The organism is Sinorhizobium meliloti (assembly GCF_017876815.1).
Classification (GTDB): Bacteria; Pseudomonadota; Alphaproteobacteria; order Rhizobiales; family Rhizobiaceae; genus Sinorhizobium; species Sinorhizobium meliloti.
This window is the reverse complement of sequence record NZ_JAGIOS010000003.1, coordinates 1338851-1358311: the sequence shown is the minus strand read 5'-3', so window position 1 is coordinate 1358311 and position 19461 is coordinate 1338851. Positions and strand designations below refer to the sequence as shown.

The following is a 19461-nucleotide window of genomic DNA, read 5'->3' as shown; positions in this document are numbered from 1 at the left end:
GCGGTTCTTAGCTCGACCACGGCAACAAGAAGGAAATCGCATGCCTGTCGTCGCCTCTTTCATGTATCGCGACGGAAAGCGCGCAGAGGATTTACCGCTCTCCCCCACGCCGATTTCCTTCAGGGACAATGAGTTCGCGTGGATTGGTTTGCAAGCCCCGACGGCCGAGGAGATGGGCGTCCTCCAGCAGGCTTACTCTCTTCATCAACTTGCGGTCGAGGACGCGGTCCATTCGCAGCAAATTCCGAAGGTCGACGTTTACGGCGAGCAACTGTTCGTGGTCGCCAAGACCGCACACCTCGAAGGCGATAAAATCGCCTATGGCGAGACAGCGCTGTTCGTCGGACGACACCACATCATTTCCGTCAGGCAAGGGTCAGCGCGTGCGCATTCCCAGCTTCGTTCTCAACTCGAAGCCTCGCCGCAACTGTTGCAGAAGGGACCAGATTACGTTCTGCATGCGATTATCGACTTCATCGTCGATGGCTATCTTCCGGTCGTACAGACGATCGAGGACAAGGTCCTGGCGATGGAAAAGCACATGCTTGTGGCCTTTCTTGAGCGCGATCAGATCCGTCGTATATTTCGCCTGCGTCGACAAGTGATCCTGTTTCAGCGCATTCTTGGACCCATGTCGGAAGTGGTGGGCAAGCTGGTACACTTGGACTTGCCGTGCATTGACGACCACGCAAAGCCCTATTTCCGCGACGTCCATGACCACGTCATGCGCGTCGAAGGCATGGTCAATGGTCTGCGCGAGGTGATTACCTCAGTGTTCGAGGCGAGCAACCTGCTAGAACAGCAGCGGCAGGGCACCATCACCCGCCAACTTGCCGCTTGGGCCGCCATCCTCGCCGTTCCGACGGCAATAGCAGGAATTTACGGCATGAATTTCGAGTATATGCCCGAGTTGAAGACGCGGTACGGCTATTTCGCTGTCCTTGCAACGATTGCCGGGCTTTGCGCCTTCCTTTTCTACCGATTCAAGAAATCCGGGTGGCTCTGAGCTGGTGCTAACTCCTATGCTTGAAAGGCGAGCGCATTCCATGAGATCCGAGGCAGATTCGCGCTGCTACAAGTCACGTGTCAAGTTTGGATAGCGGATGTCTCTTGTCCGCGGATCAGAACGCGGCTACCGGTCAAGCGGAGTCACGCTCCGGTCCATCAAATCCAGTTGCAGCATCAATCCGGTGCTGCAATCGACTTTTTTTATCAAGGCGGCGGGCTTCGGGGACGGGGCAGGCGTCAACCGGTCGTGTCGCAAATTTTCTTGGTTAACGGCATGTTGACGATCGGCTGAGAAATTCCCGTTCCAGTGTCGTGGAGCGTACAGATGATTCTGAATGCCATTGCCGAGAAGCTGAAGCGCCAGTCTAAGGACGATTTCAAGGGTCGACATTTCGAGGCGTGGCTGATCGTCCAGGCGGTTGCGTGGTACTTGCGCTACCCGCTCAGCTACCGAAACCTTGAGGAGATGTTCCGAGAGCGTGGATCGAAGTAGACCACAGCACGATCAACCGATGGGTCCTCGCCTATGCGCCGATGATCGAAAAGCGGCTGCGCCAGTTTCGCCGACCCCATTGCGGTTCGGTCCGGATTGACGAGACCTACATCAAGATCCGCGGCAGGTGGCGCTATCTGTATCGCGCTATCGACAAGCACGGAAGCCCGGTTGATTTCCTGCTCACTGCAAAGCGCGACCTCGATGCCGCCAAGCGGTTCTTCCGTAAAATGCTCAAGGAGGAGCCGCTACTCTGGCCCGAAAAGATCGGCACGGACGGCGCCAATACATTTCCGTCGGCGATCAAAACGTCAGTCGATGATGGGCTCCTGCATCCAGACCCGACCAAGCATCTGCAGCAAGGCATCGAGAGCGACCATTTCAGAGTGAAGAAGAACATGCCGAAGATCGGCGGCTTTCAATCCTTCCAAACGGCGCGGCGGACGATCGCGGGTTTCGAAGCGATGTTGTGGCTGCGGAAAGGCTTCGGCTTCGCCGGAGGCTGGACCGTCAACGATCAGAACGATCTGCTCGCGCGCCTCTTCGGACTTCAAAAGGTTAACAAAGCGTGAAGGCAGGGTGCATCTCGGCTCAACGCGTCCTATCGCCAGCTTGCGACACGGCCCTTTTAACCGGCAAACGACAGCTCCCGATTTCGCTCCGATCGAACAGTTTGCCAAGATCGAGCCCTTGGTGCTCCGAGCGGTCATACGGTGGAATTTCACTGTTGCACAATCCACCCCGTTACCGAGACCAGTTCCTGTTCGGTCGGCGCCCGTGGTAAGGAGCTTCCGGCGTCAAGCATGTCCGCAAAGATTTCCAGTCGGGAGCCATTGAGATAGCGGCCGGGAAGCGATAGCTGGAATACCAGTTGGTTCTTGGGATCGGCCCTGCCGAATGGAGTGGCGGAACCGATAGGGCGGCCGGAGGTGGTTCGAAAGCGGATTTCCGCACCAAGCGGTAACGGACCGGTCACGATATTGAGCCCCACGATCTCGTCGGGCTGCGGCGCCCGCGGCAGGTTGATGACAATTCTTCGTTGATCGGCCATCTCCGCCTTAAATCCCAAGCAGCGCGCTGCCGTTTATCTCTGTGCCAGGCAGCGTGAAACCGCGAGCATGTTTTGCGACCAGCGCATCACCGAAAACATAACCCGCGGATTTCTGTGCCTCGCGCGGTTCAGAACGAGCCCACCTGAATGTCGGTCAGCTGTGCCTTCGCCGGCATGCTGCCTTCAACACGCTTGCCCTCTTGCGCGACCACAACGGCGAAGTCGATCGGTTCGCCTGCTTTGAGCCTACCATCGTCGATCAGCCTGTCGAGCGCCTTGTCGATCGGTATGGTGAAGCTGACCGTGTCGGTATGATGATGACGAACACCGAAGAACTCGAAACTGCCGGCGAAATCCGGTCCGTCCGGGTTGAGATCAGGCGTCGTTCCCTCGGGGGAAATGAAAACGAGGAAATTCAGTCCGCCAACGTCCATAGGCGGCGCGATGCTGACCTTCGCGAATTGACGCGACTGTTCCGAAGGCTTCGCGGCAACATCCACGAGCTCCTGCGAAACGGTGAGCTTGGCAGTCGCCGGTTTGTTTATGGCCACGGCCGCGGACGCAGACACGGCTGCTTCCAATGCCGGAATGGGGGCCGAGCGGCCGGCGGTTGCAACCGGGATCACCTCTTCGCCGCTGCCAGGCTCATAATCATAGTCAAAGTCGCCGATTTCGAGATAGTCGGCGGCCCTGGTCTTGTCGCTGACCGGGCTGCCGTCAGCGTTGACATAAAAGAGATAGGGTTCCGGATCGTACTGCGTCTGTTGGTCAGCCGTTGGCCCGACGGGCAGGCCCATCGCCTGCTGCTTGCGGGTCCAGACATCCCACAGCCGATCGATGTTGCAATGATGCAGAAAGAAGATCGGGTCGAGCGGTGACAGGTTCTGTGACATCAGCCCATAGGGAGCGCTCTGGCCGCCGACGCTCATATGGACGCGGTTATGCGGCTGGCCTTCAAGAATGGAGAAGCCGACCGGTGCCACCTGGTGGCTGGACGATACCGGACTGTTGAAAGCGAGACCCGGAGCGCCCGCGTCGTTGGCGAAGGTTGTTGGCGCCAGCGATGCCTTGATGGTGTCGATGTCGACTGCGGTTTGGGTGGCGGGATTGAGTTTCGGATTCTGCGCCGTCAGGAAGCGGGCGTTCGGCTGGTTGGCGAAGCTCGCCATTGCGTCGCTCCATAGCGCATCAAAATCCGGATAGCCGCGCAGGTTCTGCTGCTGCAATTGGGCGGAGCTGAGACTGTCCCAATAGGCCTTGATCGGCTCCTGCATGATGTCCTGGAAGCGGTTGTGGTCGGGAATGTAGGCGGAGCTGTTGACGGGATCGAGAATCGTGCCGAACAGCGGCGGCAGAACCTCGGGATTGGCCGTCCAGTCCCAATATGGGAGGGCGAAATCCGGATTGCCGCTCAGTTCGCGGCAAGTCTCTTCGAAATAGCCAAGATAGCCGCGGTGCCAGCTGGTGAACCACCAGTCGCCATGGGGGCAGTCCATCAGGTGGATGAAGCCATTGCGGTACCAGTTGCGCGGATCCGAAGGCGGAAGCTTCAGCATCGCGGTCACGGCATCCATATAAGTTTGCAAGTCCTTCTGCCCATCGGCGCTGGTCATGTTCTTGCGCCTATGCTTGGTCGCCGCCCGCAGAATGCTTGGTGCGAAAAGGGCTGTACCGGCGGCAGCGGTTGCGCCTTTGACGAAAGAGCGGCGTGAAACCGTCAGAAATCGCGTGCGTGTCATCGAGATTATCCCCTGAACAGGTGTTAGACAGAATGTCTTGCAGCTACGGCAAGGGGTGGAACATCACTGCCGCACGGCATACCAAGAGGCGACGTAGCCGGCCGCAGCAGTCCCGTGCGAATGCGGGACGTCGCGGACGACGCTGCCGACAATGGCATCTCTCTGGTCGACGCCGTTCGGCCAGTTCGGCACGACGTAGCCGCGATAACTGTAGATCCAGGTCTCTCCGGCCACCTCGCCTTTTCCGGTAAATTGCAGTTCGACCGGGTCGCCCGGCTGCACGGCGCCGGTCAATTCTAACGACCAGCCCGGCCCGCCGATGGTTCCGCCAACCCTGCCCGGCTCCAACTCGGTTAGCACCAGCGTTCCCTGACCAAATTCCAGGGCACTGAAATCGGTCGACAGGTCGGGATTGTTGATCAGGCTCCGATAACTCCAAGTGCCGACGAAGCTCATATGTCCTCCCAAAAGGCGATCAGCTATCTAGTGATGGCCGGTAACGGTGCCGCCATGGCCGTCCGGCAGGGTGATCCTGACGTTCTGCATCATCCCCTGGTCCTCATGATCGAGAATGTGGCAATGCAAGACGAACTCGCCGATGTAGCGCTGGTAGCGCGTCCGCACGGTAATCGTGTAACTCGTCGAGGGGTCGGTGCCGGGATTCTTAATCCACAGCGTGTCCTTCCAGACATTCTTCAGTCCCGCATATTGCGGGTCGCCGTCATCATTGGCACCAAGGGCGCTGACATCATTGCCGGCCGCATCGACGATCTTGATGATTTGGAACGGATTGACATGGATATGGAACGGATGGCTGACGAAATCCGACCTGAGCGTCCATTCATCGACTCCGCCAAGCGGCAGCGTCCGGTCGATGCGGCTCGTATCATAGGGCTTACCGTCAATCTCGAAGAAGGTGCCGCCCGGCTGCTTGACATCAATGTTGAACACCAGCTGCTGCTCGCCCGTGACCTCCCCCGGTGCGATGTCCGGATGGGGAATGAAACTTGAAAGCCGCATTTCACCCTTGAGGTCGTCGATGACCTTGCCGGCAACATCCTGCGCCATGGTGCGCTCAGCCGCCGAAATCAGCCAATCCTGCAGATAGGCGCCAATCTCGCCGTTGACGGCATCGCCTTCCACTGCAGTGACTATGCCGAGAAGTCGGCGGCTCGGACCAAGCTGATTGACGCTGGCCGCTGCTGGCGCGGCGGCATCGACGAGGCAGTATTCACCCGCTCCGGGCAGCACCACAAGCGCGTCAACCCTGTAGCCCGGCTGCAGGACCGCCTGCTGCCGCATCTGCACCTGCGCCATTGTCAGCCCGTCCTGGGCCACCACGCCATACGGGATGGCATCCTTGCCGCAATTCTGGTCAATCCATCTGTGGGTGTCCGCCGCGGTAAGCGTGCGCAATGCGGCCGTACCGGTCTTCCGCCGGATCTCGAAATTGATGGTGTCGCGAACACCGGCATGGATCATCCGCCAGCGCTCGATCGATCCAGCCACCGCCGGCGCCAATTGGCCCAGCACCTGACCGTTGATGCTGGTGAAGCGACCCGAGGCCGGCCAACTGCCAGGTCCGAACTGATCGTAGCTTTCGATGCCCCCCACCTGCCCTGGCTTGCAATCATAGGTGATGCCGCCGTCGCTGTCGGTGCAAGCATATTGGATCTGCTGTAGCACCAGGACCCGCTCGGGGATATCGGAGCCGTCTGGCTGCTTTAGCAGGCGGTCGAGATCTCCGGTTTCAGTCGGGGTCGGCATGCGATCGCCACGGATAATCAGCGCTCCCGACATGCCGCTCGACACCTGCAATGCGGTCGATCCGTGCAGGTGCGGGTGATACCAGAAGGTGCCCGCGGGATGATCGGCGGGGATGTTGTATTCATATTGGAACTCGACGCCGGGGCGGATCGAAACCAGCACATTGTCGCCATTGCCCGACGGATTTACCCAGAGACCGTGAGAATGCAGGTTCGTACCGTTGAAGCAATGGGGGGTATTAGCACTGCCCCCGCCGATGCCGCAGGTCGAATCCTGAGGGAGCATGTTGTTCAGTGTTGTCCGCACCGTCTCACCTGGGCGCACATCGATCGTCGGCCCGACCAGCGGCGTGTCGGCACCGGATGGGCGGGCTTGGCGGGCGTCCTGATAGCCGCGGAGCCTCACTCGGTCATATCGCGCGGTGGCCGGATTGTAGACCTGACGGTCGAGGTATGTGACGTTCATATCAAGCAGAACCTCGCCCGGGAAGGTCGCCCGGTTCTGCGCGAAGGTTTCCAGCTTCGCCCGCGATTTCGTGATCGGCTCCAATATGTAGGTTGGTGGGTTACTCACAGTCCGGGCCTCTTGAGCAACAGCCGATAGCACATGGGCGGCCGAAAGAACGCTCGCCACACCGAAGAGCGCAATTTTGTGAGATACAAACAATCAAACCTCCCAAACGAGCAAGAGCGAGACAGCGGGTATTGTCTATGACGTTAGTGATACACACACAGGCCCTCAGCTTGAGGTCTGAAGATCACTTCATCTCCGTATGTTTATAGAAGGAAGTTGTCCGATCCAATCTTCTCACCAATGAGAAGTTACCCATCAGAACCAGAGGGTCATCCGATGGTTACAGGTGCATTACGTTTCAGCCTCGCAAACTATATAGCGCAAAGCGGTGTCTCGCACACCCCTGTAAAACTACTGATTGCGCCGAGTCGGTGCTTACAATGCTTTCGGATGCAAAATCCGCTAGCCAGAAGATTCGAAAATTCTTCAGAAGCTCCCGGCTCCCGTTCGCCCCCTGAAGGCGACAGCCTTTGTAGCTATGCTGACTGAAGCAGAAAAGCAGAGGGACGCAGTCCTCGCCCGCGCTACCAATGTCACTTTAGGTAAACGCGGTAACGGTTTACGACGGCAAAATGGGGGTCCATGAAGGCCCCGTAACCGATAGGATTGGCCCGAATTGTTGCGGGCCCGTTCGGACGCGCCCACGGCGTCTCCCTGTAGCCAGTGCCGCTGTTCGGGATACGCCAGCATCGCAAGGACCGCGTGGTCGATGGTCGCAGCAGTGGTGGCGAAGCCGCCCAGCAGCATGCCCCATAGCATGCTGATCAACTCCGCATCCGACAGCGTGTCGGCATCGTCGTCGTGTGCGCCTACCAGCATCGATACGATGTCGTGGCACGGATCGGTGCGCTTGCGCTGTATGAGGTCGCCGAAGTAGGCCTGCACCCTGGCGCTGGCCGCGTCCGCCGCGGCGAGCTGGGGATCGCTGGCGTGCGGGCTTAGGCCTTCGAGAATCGCGCCGATGCCGGCGGCGAGCCCGAACATGTCGTCCTGGGGCAGGCGAAGACCAGCATGGGCAAGGCCAGCGCGAATTCCCGATGCAGGTCCACCACCTCCCCGCGCTCCAGCGTGGACGCCATGCCGTCCAGGCGCGCTGCGACGATGCGCGCGATGCTCGGCCGCAGGTTGTCGATCTGGCGCCTGGTGAAATCGCGCGAGATCAGCCGACGCAGACGCGTATGCGCCTTGAGCGCCCAGTGGATGTCGGCGTGGCGGCTCAACAGAAAGAGCCCCGACTCCGCGCGATGCACCGGATCATGCTCGCGCAACCACCGCATGAACGGATACGGGTCGTGGATGCAGGTTGGCGAAGCCATTTCGGCGAAGGCGTCCCGGCATGCTGCCGTGGTTTCTGGCACGTCCATCTTGATTACCTCTTGGCTGGCTGATCCGGGCGGTGCGCGCCAGGCGCCCCGGCAAATTGCGGAAAAGATCGCGATGCGCGGCGGCGTCCGCGCATCACCAGAGCACCGGGAACGCTTCGAACCCGCCCGTGATGATCGCCTTGCGCAGCTTCAGTTCTTCGGGTGCCACGGCCAGGCGCAGCGCGGGAAATCGCTGGAAGATAGAACCGAACACCACCCTGAGTTCCAGCCTGGCCAGCTCCACGCCGATGCAGTAGTGCGGGCCGTAGGAGAAGGCCAGATGCGGCTTTTCCTCGCGTCCGACGTCGAAGATTTCCGGGTCGTCAAAATGGCGCGGATCGAACGATGTCGCCGGCAGACCGACAAGCACCTTGCTCTCTGCGGGAATATGTACGCCCGCGATGGTCACGTCGGTCCTCGGATAGCGCATGATGCCGTCCCAGCCCGCGCCCGGCGGGTACATGCGCAGGATTTCCTCCACCGCCTTGTCCACCAGAGATGGATCGCCGACCAGGCGTTCGCGCTGTTGCGGATGGCGGAACATGGCCAGTAGGCCGAATTCGATCTGCGCGACAGTGGTCTCGTGGCCGGCCACCAGCATGCCAGCCGCCAGGCCGATCGCCTCTTCCTCGGTCGCCTTGCCCTGGTCGACCGCCGCGAGTAGATCCGTCAGCAGGTTGTCGCCCGGATCCTGGCGCTTGTCTCGCATCTTGCCGCGAATGTAGGCGCGCAATTCTTCCCAGGCCAGGCGCGCCGCGCTGCGCGGGCCGCTTTCATGCTGGTGCGTCATCACCTTGTCGGACAGCCCGGCGAAAAAGGCGTGATCCTCATAGAGCACGCCCATCAGCGCGCTGATGACCATGGCCGGAAGCGGAAAGGAGAGGTGGCGGCGCAGGTCGGCGGGCTGCGGCTGGGCCGCCAGCGTCTCGAACAACTCCGCTGCGATCGCCTCGACCTGCTGCGCGAGCAGCTTCACCCTGCCGCTGCTGAAGGCCGGCGCCACGATCGTGCGTAGCCTGGCATGCTCGCTCCCCTCGTGCGAGCCCAGCCACCCCGGCGAACCGAGAATCACCGTAGCCGAGGTGACTGCCGCTGGCGGCATTCCCGAGGGCCGGAACGCCGCGTCGGACAGTACCGCCTTGGCCTCGTCGTAGCCTGTCACCCACCAGCCTTCGTCCCCGGACGGGAAGCGCACGCGGTGGATCGGACCTTTGACGCGTAGCGCCAACATCTCGGGCGAGGGCTCGATGTGATCGACGCGCCACATCGGCAGCATCGGTAAGGGTTGTTCGGACATGGTGGCACTTCACTCTCTAAGCGATGGAAGGGCGGGACCGGCATGCGCTGGGCAGCGAATGACGTAAGACGAAGCTCTACTAGTAGTACTTGTTTAAGGCAAGAGGAGCAGAGATGTATTTAAGAAAATATTCTGTTATTTGATAGTGCGACAATACGTCTTCTATATATCGTCAAGATCCGGAAACGTACGAAAAATATATTTAAAAATATTCTCCTGTTTTATTGTCTCAACTAAGAGTCGGACTCGAAAAGGTTTCAACGATATCCATATCTTGCAAGGCGTCTGGTGAGCATGCCGATGTGGGCGATGGTGATCCACGCTTCTGCTTGAAGCGACGGATTTTTCGAAGTCCTTGGCCAGTCTGCGGCATCGACCCAGCCAGGCGAAGGTCCGCTCGACGAACCCAGCGGCGCGGCAGGATTTCAAAACCTTTGGCCTTGTCGGAACGTTTGATGATTTCGAGTGTCCATTTCCCGATTTTCTGCAGCCGCTTTTTGAGCTTGTCGCCCGCATAGCCGCCATCAGCGAAGACATGAAGCAACCACGGCCACCGGTTTTTGATGGATTTCAGGAGATCGGGAGCGCCGTCGCGATCCTGAATATCGGCGCTGTGCACCATGAGGCCGACCATCAGCCCGAGCGTGTCGACAATGATGTGGCGCTTGCGGCCCTTAATCTTCTTGCCTGCATCAAAGCCACGAATACCGCCGCTTTCCGTCGTTTTAACGCTTTGGCTGTCGATCGCGCCCGCTGTCGGCGAGGCTTCTTTCCCCTCCAATTCCCGCGCCTCCATGACGAGGTGATGGTTGATCCGTGGCCAAAGACCCATTGCCCGCCATTCATAGAAATATCGCTGCACCGTCGAACAGGGCGGAAAGTCCTTCGGCAGCATCCGCTACTGGCAGCCTGTCGAAGCGATATAGAGAAGGGCGTTTAAAACATCGCGCAATTCAGTCTTGCGCGGACGACCCAGACGCCGTGGCGCAGGCATGAACGGTGCAACAAAATCCCATTCGCGATCCGTGACATCGCTTGCATATCCGCTCGTCCGCCGGACATAATTGCGCCGGGTGGTTTCAGTCCAGGCCATCGTGATCTCCATCAAATCTTTGCAAATCCGACGGAATCACAACTGGCTGAAATCACTCAATTCTTTTTGAGGCAGCCTCTGATGGATTTGACGTGATACATGCCGGGAATCGCGGCGGTTGATTGACAAGAAAGAGATTGGGACACGAACGATGGAGACCATGCTGGCGCGGGGACATCCTCGACCACATGGCAGAGCTCGTGAACGGCCTTTTTGCTCAGGACCTGCCGACAGTCCTCAGAGTGTTCGAGCATTCAAAACCGTCGTTTTGAATTCGTCGACGAGATTTCCTGCTGATAGCGACCTGAGCCGAGCGAGATGATTGCTGTGATCGCAATGTGCCCGGCCTCAGTTGTCTTGTTAGGTGCAGGCCGTCATCCCTCTTGCTGTGCAATGGGGATCTGCGGCACCTGCAACTTCCGCAAGACCGAGGGGCCCGGTTCATATGGTGCACAATGGCGGCATCACCGATGAGGATGTCGAGGACGGCTATATCCTCGCCTGCTGCTCAAAGCCGTTGGGACGCCTAAGCGACGAGGTATAGCTCGTATCATTTCTGGATTGGCCCGTGAGAGGCAGGACACACTATACCGGATTTTGGCGACGGATAGCGTCACGGCTTCGTATGTCATCACAGCTCCAATGCGACCTCGTCGAAGGCGTAGGCTCCTGCCGCGGAGCCGCGATCGCCGACCTGCTTGATCCGATGGCCGCCCACGATGTTCATCCTATGCCAGGGCAGAGGCGGTACTTCCGGTAAAGCCTTCACCATATCTCGTCAGCGCCATCACCAGAAACATGTTACGCTTGACAAAACCTAACCAGGGCTTTGTTCTACTATCCGCGCATCTGCATGGCTAAACACCTGATCAACCTTGAAGCTCTCGGAGATTGCGAGATCCGCGGTCACGCCATACCTCAAGGCACGTATCAGGGCGTGACGATTGATCAGCCAGATGTGAAAGCTGAAGGCGGCAGGGCGCAGGCCGTATTTTTGTGCCTGACCGCTGACAAATATGTTGATGCTGATAAAGCTCTCAATGCCAGCTCAGTGAATGTTACGGACTTGATGCAACAGGGCCTCATCGTCGAGAGTTGATCAGGCGACCCTGAGCTGGCATGTGCCGCAAGCGTGGGCAATAATCTTAGCCAGGGCTATCTCTGGCGGGCGGTTAGCGGCATCTACGATCGCGCGGACACCAGCTGCATCTGCGCCATAGCGCCGAACAACGCCGACGAACTCTTCCACGTCATGTCCGCGGATAGTGAAGACGGGGCGCCCTGTCGACCGGCCGAACTTCGGAGCACCGAATGCATCCGTCTCTTGGGCGGCGTGGTAGAGCTCGTGCTCGACGAGCGCCATGAATTCTGCATCGCCACATGCCCGGCAGTATTCGGCATCGAGCGTGATGATGAAATCCGGGACGAAGCCGAACCACTGCCTTACCTGCATCTCTGCTCGGGCGCGGGGCCATTTGCCCATGGCGCCCTGAGGTTTTCCCTCCTCGCAGTCGCCGATGATGCGGCGGCCTTTGCGGCTGTTCTCGACTACGGTCCAGAGAAAGCCGATCTCGGCATATGCAAGGTGAGCGTGCTGCTCGTTGTGGAGGGTGAGCGAAGGATTGAGGAAGGTCGCCTTTATCCATTCTGGCATATTTTCGGCGGGAATGAAGGCCGGGGAGCTGATATTCTCGAAGAGCGAGATCGGAGGTTGCAGCCTCAAAGCCCGGCGCCCCAATCAGGCAGTTCGTCCTTACCTGCCATGGTGATCTCTTGCGTTTGCCGGCCGGATGGGTGAAGAGACGTCCGATTCCCCATATTTTCTGAATTGGGGCAGGAGTAACAATGCCATGAAAGAAGGTACTATCCTTCTCCTCTCCGTCCTTGCCGCCGTCGTCCTATTTACAATGCTGGCATTGCACTAACCGGGCATCGTTCACATAAGGGTTGCCTAAATAACTAGGAACAAGAAGTGAACTCGTTCGAGGACATTGCTGCTGGATGGCTCCTGATGGAAAGCCCGACTTGGGGCGGACGTGGAACCAGACTTCACGATGGCGAACTGATCACCCGCCTCCCGAGGCGGGTTTTAAGTCTTCCTGGGAAACTGTCAGGTCCGCCAGAATTCCCGCGGGCGCAAACAATCTCACCGGTAGTCGGTGGGAACCAGCGCCTGCGTATTCGGGCGCGCTTCTATCGATGTTCGATCGACTGCCAGGATGCTCAACACGAGAGAGATGAGGACGAGTATTAAACCCATAAATGCGATGCCTGCCTTATCCATCCCCCATCACGATCGATGAATGCGAGCAAAGCAAGGCGACACCGGTGAAGTTCCCTCACCGGGGCCTGTCATAGTTGATGGTGGCCAGCGCGAATGGCGCACAGTATGCGTGCTAAGCAGCGCTAAGCTCACGGCCCTCCCATATAACAAGTCCCGCTGCCGCTCGAAGAAGCGTACCGAGCGGGCTACTCCCACACAAAGAGGCCACCATGCCCTACCGCGTCGTTGAATACGATTCCGACCCTACGGGTATGCCGGGCATGGAAGTGCTCATCAACGAGTGGGCGGCCAAGGGCTATTCGTTCCACCAGGCAGTGCGGGAAAGCAATCGGTGGGTGCTGTTCACCTCTGCCTTCTCGCTCATGTGGCTGGTCTTTGCGCGCTGCTGAGCGAGGAAAAGATCAGTACCCACCGGTATTTGCTTTCCGGCACTGCCTGGTGGAGCGCATATCCTTCTGCTGCCTTCTCTCGTTTATGAAGGCCTGCATGCTCTTGAGGCCGTCTGGGCCTCGAAGGGCTCGACGAGTATTCGGGCATCCTCATCTCCTCATCCGTGGGCCCTTTGCCGTCGCGCCGATCCTTCAGCGGATAGGTATACGTGATGTATTCTTTTGTCCTACCTTGCGCTTCGAATGCTGCTTGGGCGGCCAGGTTGTTGGCGTGCGTACGGGAGTCGATTGAAACGATATTTCCTTGCTTTGTGGCTCTGTCGACAAGGGCATTGAAGAGAACGATGTGGGTACCTTTCCGTCGATGATCGGGTGGCCGTGTAGCCGAGCGTGATTTCCTCCCCGACGCAGACGTAGGTGAGCAAGGCCATTGCCTTGCCGTCTTCACCGATAGCTGCCACGCAGCGTTCCTCGTAAATCGGCAGAGTGGGTGTCCGGTCGGCGAACCCTTTCTCTTGATCTCACTTATTGCCTGCGGCACCAAACACGACGCTGGCGAATGGTTGCATTTCTCATAGAAGTGGACGCGGTATGGGCCCTCAGAGATGCGCTGGTCGCTCTTCGGGAAGGGGTGTTCATTTACGCTCCTGAAAACGAAAAACCGTCACCGATGGGCGGGCGCGGGCTGAGAGCTACCCTCCAGGCGCCTATACAATGCGCCACTCGCGCTGGCCACCTTGGCTGAGGCTTCGTCCAACCATCTTAACGTTATTTAATGTGAGGAAGAGCCGCCGTCGCCTTCCTTTTACTCATCAGCATCCCCATCGCTCTCATGGTGAGCATACTTTGGTTCGTTCCAGAGAATGAGGTGCCCCCCGATGTACCGGAAGTGGTTCCTCAGACGCCCCTAAGATGAAACGGGGTGGCCGGTTTGTGTGTTGGTTGCAGGCCCGGGAATCGAACCCGGTCTTTCGTGGTTGTGTGAGCCACGCGGCTTACCAGATGCCCTGTCTGCGACGTCGAGATTAATGGTATAGAGAAAAGCGATGATTATGCTCACGTCTCGGTGCCCGAGCAGGCCGGGAGAAGCGTGATCATGCTTTAAGGGAGGACACCGGTGGAAAAATCCAGCGCGGACGTCTCTAACCGTATAAGAGCAATAATCGTCGAGCAGTTGGGCGTCGACCCTGCCCATGCTGTGGACGACGCGTCTCTGGTCGATGACCTCGGCGCCGACTTTCTCGAAGTCGCTCAAATCGTCATGATGATTCAGGACGAGTTCAATATCGAACTTTCAGATGACGTGGCAAAGGCCGTGATCACGGTCGGAGATGCAATTTACGTGGTTACGTCGAAAACCAAGCGCGTCCGATGAAAGCGGAATCGGCGTGAGGATTCCTTTTCAGAGCGTTCTGTGATTCCCTCCTGCTGTCTTTGATTTGTCGGAGGGAATATGGCCCGAGCATTGAGTGATGATCTTCGCCACCGGGTTCTGGCTGCGTCGGCTGGTGGGATGTCCGCGCGGTCGACTGCAGCGCGGCTCGGGATCGGGATTTCGACGGCGATTGCCTGGATCGCGAGCGCCCGGCAGGGTCAGGTGAGCGCTGCCAAGCAGGGTCGACCTGGAGGTTCCCGTCTCGACGATCATGAGGCTTTCATCATCGGCATGATCGAGGCGTCGAAGGACATCACGCTGAACGAGATGGTTTTGCGTCTGGAAGAGGACCGATCCGTCTCTATCGGCCGCAGCACCCTCGACGTCTGGCTGCGCAAGCGCGGCTTCACATTCAAAAAAAGACCGCACATGCATTGGAGCAGGAGCGGCCAGACCTCCTGAAGCGGCGTCAGGACTGGTTCGATGCACAGCTTGATCTCGATCCAGCCCGCCTCGTCTTCATAGACGAGACGGGTCTTTCCACGAAGATGTCCCGACTTCGCGGTCGCTCTCCGCGCGGAGAGCGTTGCCGATCGGGCGTTCCGCACGGTCATTGGAAAACTACGACGTTCACCGGGGCGCTCAGGCTCTCCGGCATGACCGCGCCAATGGTCCTTGACGGGGCGATGAACGGAGTTGCTTTCAAGGCCTATGTCGAGCAGGTTCTCGTGCCAACCTTCACGCCCGGCGACATCGTCGTCATGGACAACCTGCCGGCCCACAAGGCAGATGGCATCCGACAGGCCATAGAAACCGCTGGCTGCACGCTGCTCTATCTCCCGCCCTATAGCCCCGACTTCAACCCGATCGAAAACGCCTTCTCAAAGCTCAAGGCGCTTCTGCGGGCAAGGGCCGAACGCTCCGTCGACGCCCTGTGGAACACCGTTGGCGACATCGTCAAGCTCTTCGAGCCGCAAGAGTGTGCGAACTACTTCGCAGCAGCAGGATATGACCCGGATTAAAGTGGACGTGCTCTAGCCGCAGCAAGGGTAAAATGAGTCGTGCTGGGACGAAGGTGGAGTTTTCCCATCCCTTCACTGTCTCGCGCTTCCGAACAGGTCTCAAAGCTGTCCTGCAATGATGTCCCGCGACGACAGATCTGCGACGAACGTATCTCAGCCACGGAGCTAGCACTCTCGTGTGAAGAGTGCTAACAACCACCACCGGGTCGTTCAAAATCCGCAGTGTCAATGATCGAGGGATTAGACAATGGCAAGCACCAATTTCCGTCCGCTGCACGACCGCGTTGTCGTCCGCCGCGTCGAGTCTGAAGAAAAGACCAAGGGCGGCATCATCATTCCGGACACCGCTAAGGAAAAGCCGCAGGAAGGCGAAATCGTCGCTGTCGGTTCGGGTGCCCGTGACGAAAGCGGCAAGGTTGTTCCGCTCGACGTCAAGGCCGGCGACCGCATCCTGTTCGGCAAGTGGTCCGGCAGCGAAGTCAAGATCAACGGCGAAGACCTTCTGATCATGAAGGAAGCCGACATCATGGGTGTCATCGGCTGATCGCCGGCAACCCTTCAAACTTCCGCAATTTGAAACCGGACCAGTTCCGGAATTTCGAAACCAGGAGCTTTCAAAATGGCAGCTAAAGAAGTCAAGTTCGGCCGCAGCGCGCGCGAAAAGATGCTGCGCGGCGTCGACATCCTCGCCGACGCAGTCAAGGTGACGCTCGGCCCGAAGGGCCGCAACGTCGTTATCGACAAGTCGTTCGGCGCGCCGCGCATCACCAAGGACGGCGTCACCGTCGCCAAGGAGATCGAACTCGAAGACAAGTTCGAGAACATGGGCGCCCAGATGGTCCGCGAAGTCGCTTCGAAGACCAACGACATTGCCGGTGACGGCACGACGACTGCAACCGTTCTCGCCCAGGCGATCGTTCGCGAAGGCGCGAAGGCCGTTGCCGCCGGCATGAACCCGATGGACCTGAAGCGCGGTATCGACCTGGCTGTCGCCGAAGTGGTCAAGGACCTGCTCGCCAAGGCCAAGACGATCAACACCTCGGACGAAGTCGCCCAGGTCGGCACGATCTCGGCAAACGGCGAAAAGCAGATCGGCCTCGACATTGCCGAAGCGATGCAGAAGGTCGGCAACGAAGGCGTCATCACGGTTGAAGAAGCCAAGACCGCCGAGACCGAGCTCGAAGTCGTCGAAGGCATGCAGTTCGACCGCGGCTACCTGTCGCCCTACTTCGTCACCAACCCGGAAAAGATGGTCGCCGACCTCGAAGACGCTTTCATTCTCCTGCACGAGAAGAAGCTCTCCAACCTCCAGGCGATGCTCCCGGTTCTCGAAGCCGTCGTGCAGACCGGCAAGCCGCTCCTCATCATCGCTGAAGACGTCGAAGGCGAAGCACTCGCAACGCTCGTCGTCAACAAGCTGCGTGGCGGCCTGAAGATCGCTGCCGTCAAGGCCCCGGGCTTCGGCGACCGCCGCAAGGCCATGCTCGAAGACATCGCCATCCTGACGGGCGGCACGGTGATCTCGGAAGACCTCGGCATCAAACTCGAAAGCGTCACGCTCGACATGCTCGGCCGCGCTAAGAAGGTTTCGATCACCAAGGAAAACACGACGATCGTCGACGGCGCCGGCCAGAAGTCCGACATCGAAGGCCGCGTCGCTCAGATCAAGGCCCAGATCGAAGAAACCACCTCCGACTACGACCGTGAGAAGCTGCAGGAGCGCCTTGCCAAGCTCGCCGGCGGCGTCGCTGTCATCCGCGTCGGCGGTGCGACGGAAGTCGAAGTGAAGGAAAAGAAGGACCGCATCGACGACGCCCTCAACGCGACGCGGGCTGCCGTTCAGGAAGGCATCGTACCGGGCGGCGGCGTTGCCCTGCTGCGTTCCTCCGTCAAGATCACCGTTAAGGGTGAAAACGACGACCAGGATGCCGGCGTCAACATCGTTCGCCGCGCTCTGCAGTCTCCGGCCCGCCAGATCGTCGAAAACGCTGGCGACGAAGCATCCATCGTTGTCGGCAAGATCCTCGAGAAGGACACCGACGACTTCGGTTACAACGCACAGACCGGCGAATATGGCGACATGATCGCCATGGGCATTATCGACCCGGTCAAGGTCGTTCGCACCGCGCTTCAGGACGCAGCCTCGGTTGCTTCGCTGCTCATCACCACCGAAGCCATGATCGCCGAACTGCCGAAGAAGGACGCTCCGGCAATGCCTGGCGGCATGGGCGGAATGGGTGGAATGGACATGATGTGATAAGGCGACAGCCTTAGCACGATCCATCCGGATCCGAAGGGCGGCTCTCGGGCCGCCCTTTTTTGTACGCAACAAAGAGACGCGAGCGATCTCGTTGAGACAGGTCGATCCGACGCTGATCATCCGGTCTGCTGGCCACCTTCTTGGATGTGAATCTCTGCATGAGGATCGTCTCGGGGCCGGCCGTCATCCCGCCCGGCGGCCGGCTGTCGGATTGTCACCTTCCAAGCCGCAGGGCCGTGGGGAGCGGCACCACAGCCGGATCTTCGTCTGCCCCGTGCGGTTGCCGGAACTTTGAGGCTTGTATCCAGGACAGGGGCGATGGCGCGAGGTCCAGGGAAGGGAAGGATCATCAATATGAAGGCAGGGGTCACAACCGAAACTCTGAAGCGGGAATCTCCTAGACTTCAGCTTCGAGTTGCGAGGGGGGTTATGCCGAACGCGATATCTTTTCCAAATTCCAAGGGAGGTCTCGCGCGGTCAAGACGCTAATAAGCCATCGAGGCGCAAGCCGCGTGTTACTCGTCGCTAAGGAGCCCGTATCCGGCAGAATGGAAAGCGCTCCTTTGGGCGGAAGGGTACAAGCCTCCCCCAAGCGTTGGCGAATACTCCTCAGATTGTACAATTACTGCGGGTGATTTGTTTGAGGTATATCTTCGAAATCGTTGATGATGAAGGACAGAGTCGCGCGTATGTCGCCTCATACATGTATCGCAAAGCACATAAACTGATCGTGCTTCATCGTGGCGCGGAGGTCGGCATCGACATATGTCGGATTTGCGACTGGTGCGCAGTCGACGAGGATGAAGTGCAACGGTCGGGGACCGCCCAAACTGGTTGGCTGCATGATTGTTGAAGTGCGCCCAGCGCGCGTTCAGTACGGCCCCTGCAGCGTCATCCCTACCCTGAGAGTCGTAGGCACCATACCCGGCGCGTCGTCGGCCGCAGCAACGGCGAGCATTCCAGTCGATACATGGCCTTTTTCTACCAAAGACAGCGACTGCTGATTCAACGTGAGCGATGGGGTGGACGCTCCCACTCTACGGCATCTTCGTACCAGAATGGTTGTGTTGGAACCATTACAAGGGAGAGCGTCCATGGAAAAGGTTAGCATAATCGGTTTGGATTTGGCCAAGAGCATAATTCAAGTTCACGCGGCCAATGTAGATGGATCGGTGCTTTTTCGGCGGAAGATTTCAAGCAAGAAGTTGCTTTGAAGTCGAGTCGAAGCGATCCCCTGCACCGAAACTGTCAACAATTGTGAACATCAGCAGGCTCGGCGCTGCGCGCGGGCGCTGGGAATCCACCCGCAGAAGCAACCATTTCAACACGCGCGAGGCCGCTACGGAGTCCGGTGCTGTTAGGCGCCCACTGCGGCGCGGCTGACGACAAATGACGACGTCAGGAAGCGCGAAAGTTTTGCGCCGGGGTGGAAACGACGAAAAAAGGGAGGGCCGCAGCAACTCGGCTGTGTCGGACGTGCTTCTATTTAGCCCAAATTCGACTCAGGGCACGCTCGGCAAGGTGTTTGCGAATCTCACCACGCAGAGAAAACGCGCTGTACGGCTTCGCCCGTGGAAGCGGCAGAACCGGGGGGCATCAATCCCGCAAGCCTCCCTCAAGTACCCTGAGAACACCGTGGGTCGTGGTCAGGCGAGGATGTCTCGTAGTAGGCGAGAAGGTCTATCGCAGCTTGAACGAACGCCCGCGTTGGCTCATTTGCCTGTTCCAATTTCGGTATCCAATCGC

General features: G+C 58.9%; 13 protein-coding genes, 1 tRNA gene and 4 pseudogenes. 9 read left to right on the top strand and 9 right to left on the bottom strand.

The annotated features are described in order from the left end of the window. Positions 1–40 precede the first annotated feature (40 nt). Together JOH52_RS33030 and JOH52_RS33025 are read left to right on the top strand one after the other, a co-directional pair. Positions 41–1006 carry a magnesium and cobalt transport protein CorA gene (locus JOH52_RS33030; RefSeq protein WP_003532601.1) on the top strand — a complete coding sequence of 322 codons (966 nt, stop codon included), beginning with the start codon at positions 41–43 and terminating at the stop codon, positions 1004–1006. A 327-nt stretch (positions 1007–1333) separates the two neighbouring features. Further along, positions 1334–2073 (top strand): annotated as a pseudogene (locus JOH52_RS33025) (IS6 family transposase). Positions 2074–2222: 149 nt separating this feature from the next. Here JOH52_RS33025 and JOH52_RS33020 read toward each other — a convergent pair. The 7 genes and pseudogenes from JOH52_RS33020 to JOH52_RS32990 form a co-directional block, all read right to left on the bottom strand. Beyond that, entirely contained in the window at positions 2223–2552 is a 330-nt protein-coding gene (locus JOH52_RS33020) for a hypothetical protein (protein ID WP_013845254.1), read from the bottom strand. 128 nt (positions 2553–2680) lie between these two features. Further along, complete coding sequence (locus tag JOH52_RS33015; RefSeq protein ID WP_017274288.1) at positions 2681–4291, bottom strand: tyrosinase family protein; 1611 nt, start codon at positions 4289–4291, stop codon at positions 2681–2683. Between the two features lie 63 nt (positions 4292–4354). Beyond that, entirely contained in the window at positions 4355–4747 is a 393-nt protein-coding gene (locus tag JOH52_RS33010; RefSeq protein ID WP_014528052.1) for a hypothetical protein, read from the bottom strand. 27 nt (positions 4748–4774) lie between these two features. Further along, a complete protein-coding gene (locus JOH52_RS33005) occupies positions 4775–6724 on the bottom strand; it encodes a multicopper oxidase family protein (protein WP_013845251.1) in 1950 nt (649 codons plus the stop codon). 546 nt (positions 6725–7270) lie between these two features. Beyond that, positions 7271–7995 (bottom strand): annotated as a pseudogene (locus JOH52_RS33000) (cytochrome P450); the annotation flags it as partial. 94 nt (positions 7996–8089) lie between these two features. After that, entirely contained in the window at positions 8090–9292 is a 1203-nt protein-coding gene (locus tag JOH52_RS32995) for a cytochrome P450 (RefSeq protein ID WP_014531000.1), read from the bottom strand. 257 nt (positions 9293–9549) lie between these two features. Beyond that, positions 9550–10385 (bottom strand): annotated as a pseudogene (locus JOH52_RS32990) (IS5-like element ISRm4-1 family transposase). A gap of 378 nt (positions 10386–10763) precedes the next feature. On the opposite strand from JOH52_RS32990, the pseudogene JOH52_RS32985 reads away from it, so the two are divergent. Further along, a pseudogene (locus JOH52_RS32985) lies at positions 10764–10929 on the top strand (2Fe-2S iron-sulfur cluster-binding protein); the annotation flags it as partial. A gap of 309 nt (positions 10930–11238) precedes the next feature. Further along, on the top strand, positions 11239–11484 hold the full coding sequence (locus JOH52_RS32980; RefSeq protein WP_017277577.1) for a hypothetical protein: 246 nt from the start codon (positions 11239–11241) through the stop codon (positions 11482–11484). Here JOH52_RS32980 and JOH52_RS32975 read toward each other — a convergent pair whose 3' ends face one another. After that, positions 11485–12108 (bottom strand): putative metallopeptidase, encoded by a 624-nt coding sequence (locus JOH52_RS32975; protein WP_014530994.1) that lies wholly within the window; start codon positions 12106–12108, stop codon positions 11485–11487. It lies immediately after the preceding gene. A gap of 770 nt (positions 12109–12878) precedes the next feature. On the opposite strand from JOH52_RS32975, the gene JOH52_RS32970 reads away from it, so the two are divergent. After that, positions 12879–13058, top strand: coding sequence for a hypothetical protein (locus JOH52_RS32970; RefSeq protein WP_013845247.1), 180 nt, complete (start codon positions 12879–12881; stop codon positions 13056–13058). A 939-nt stretch (positions 13059–13997) separates the two neighbouring features. Here the strand turns inward: JOH52_RS32970 and JOH52_RS32965 are convergent. Beyond that, positions 13998–14074, bottom strand: a tRNA-Val gene (locus JOH52_RS32965). A gap of 101 nt (positions 14075–14175) precedes the next feature. Between JOH52_RS32965 and JOH52_RS32960 the strand changes: the two genes are divergently transcribed. From JOH52_RS32960 to groL, 4 genes are all read left to right on the top strand, one after another. Beyond that, a complete protein-coding gene (locus JOH52_RS32960) occupies positions 14176–14433 on the top strand; it encodes an acyl carrier protein (RefSeq protein ID WP_013845245.1) in 258 nt (85 codons plus the stop codon). A gap of 78 nt (positions 14434–14511) precedes the next feature. Beyond that, positions 14512–15455 (top strand): IS630 family transposase gene (locus JOH52_RS32955; protein ID WP_013845244.1). Its coding sequence is split into 2 segments (ribosomal slippage): positions 14512–14848 and positions 14848–15455, totalling 945 coding nucleotides; the frame shifts between segments, so codons are not numbered across the junction. Positions 15456–15702: 247 nt separating this feature from the next. After that, positions 15703–15999: a co-chaperone GroES gene (groES, locus tag JOH52_RS32950; protein WP_014530988.1), complete on the top strand. Its 297-nt coding sequence runs from the start codon at positions 15703–15705 to the stop codon at positions 15997–15999. Between the two features lie 75 nt (positions 16000–16074). Continuing rightward, positions 16075–17712 (top strand): chaperonin GroEL, encoded by a 1638-nt coding sequence (groL, locus tag JOH52_RS32945; RefSeq protein WP_014530987.1) that lies wholly within the window; start codon positions 16075–16077, stop codon positions 17710–17712. The last annotated feature ends 1749 nt before the right edge of the window (positions 17713–19461 follow it).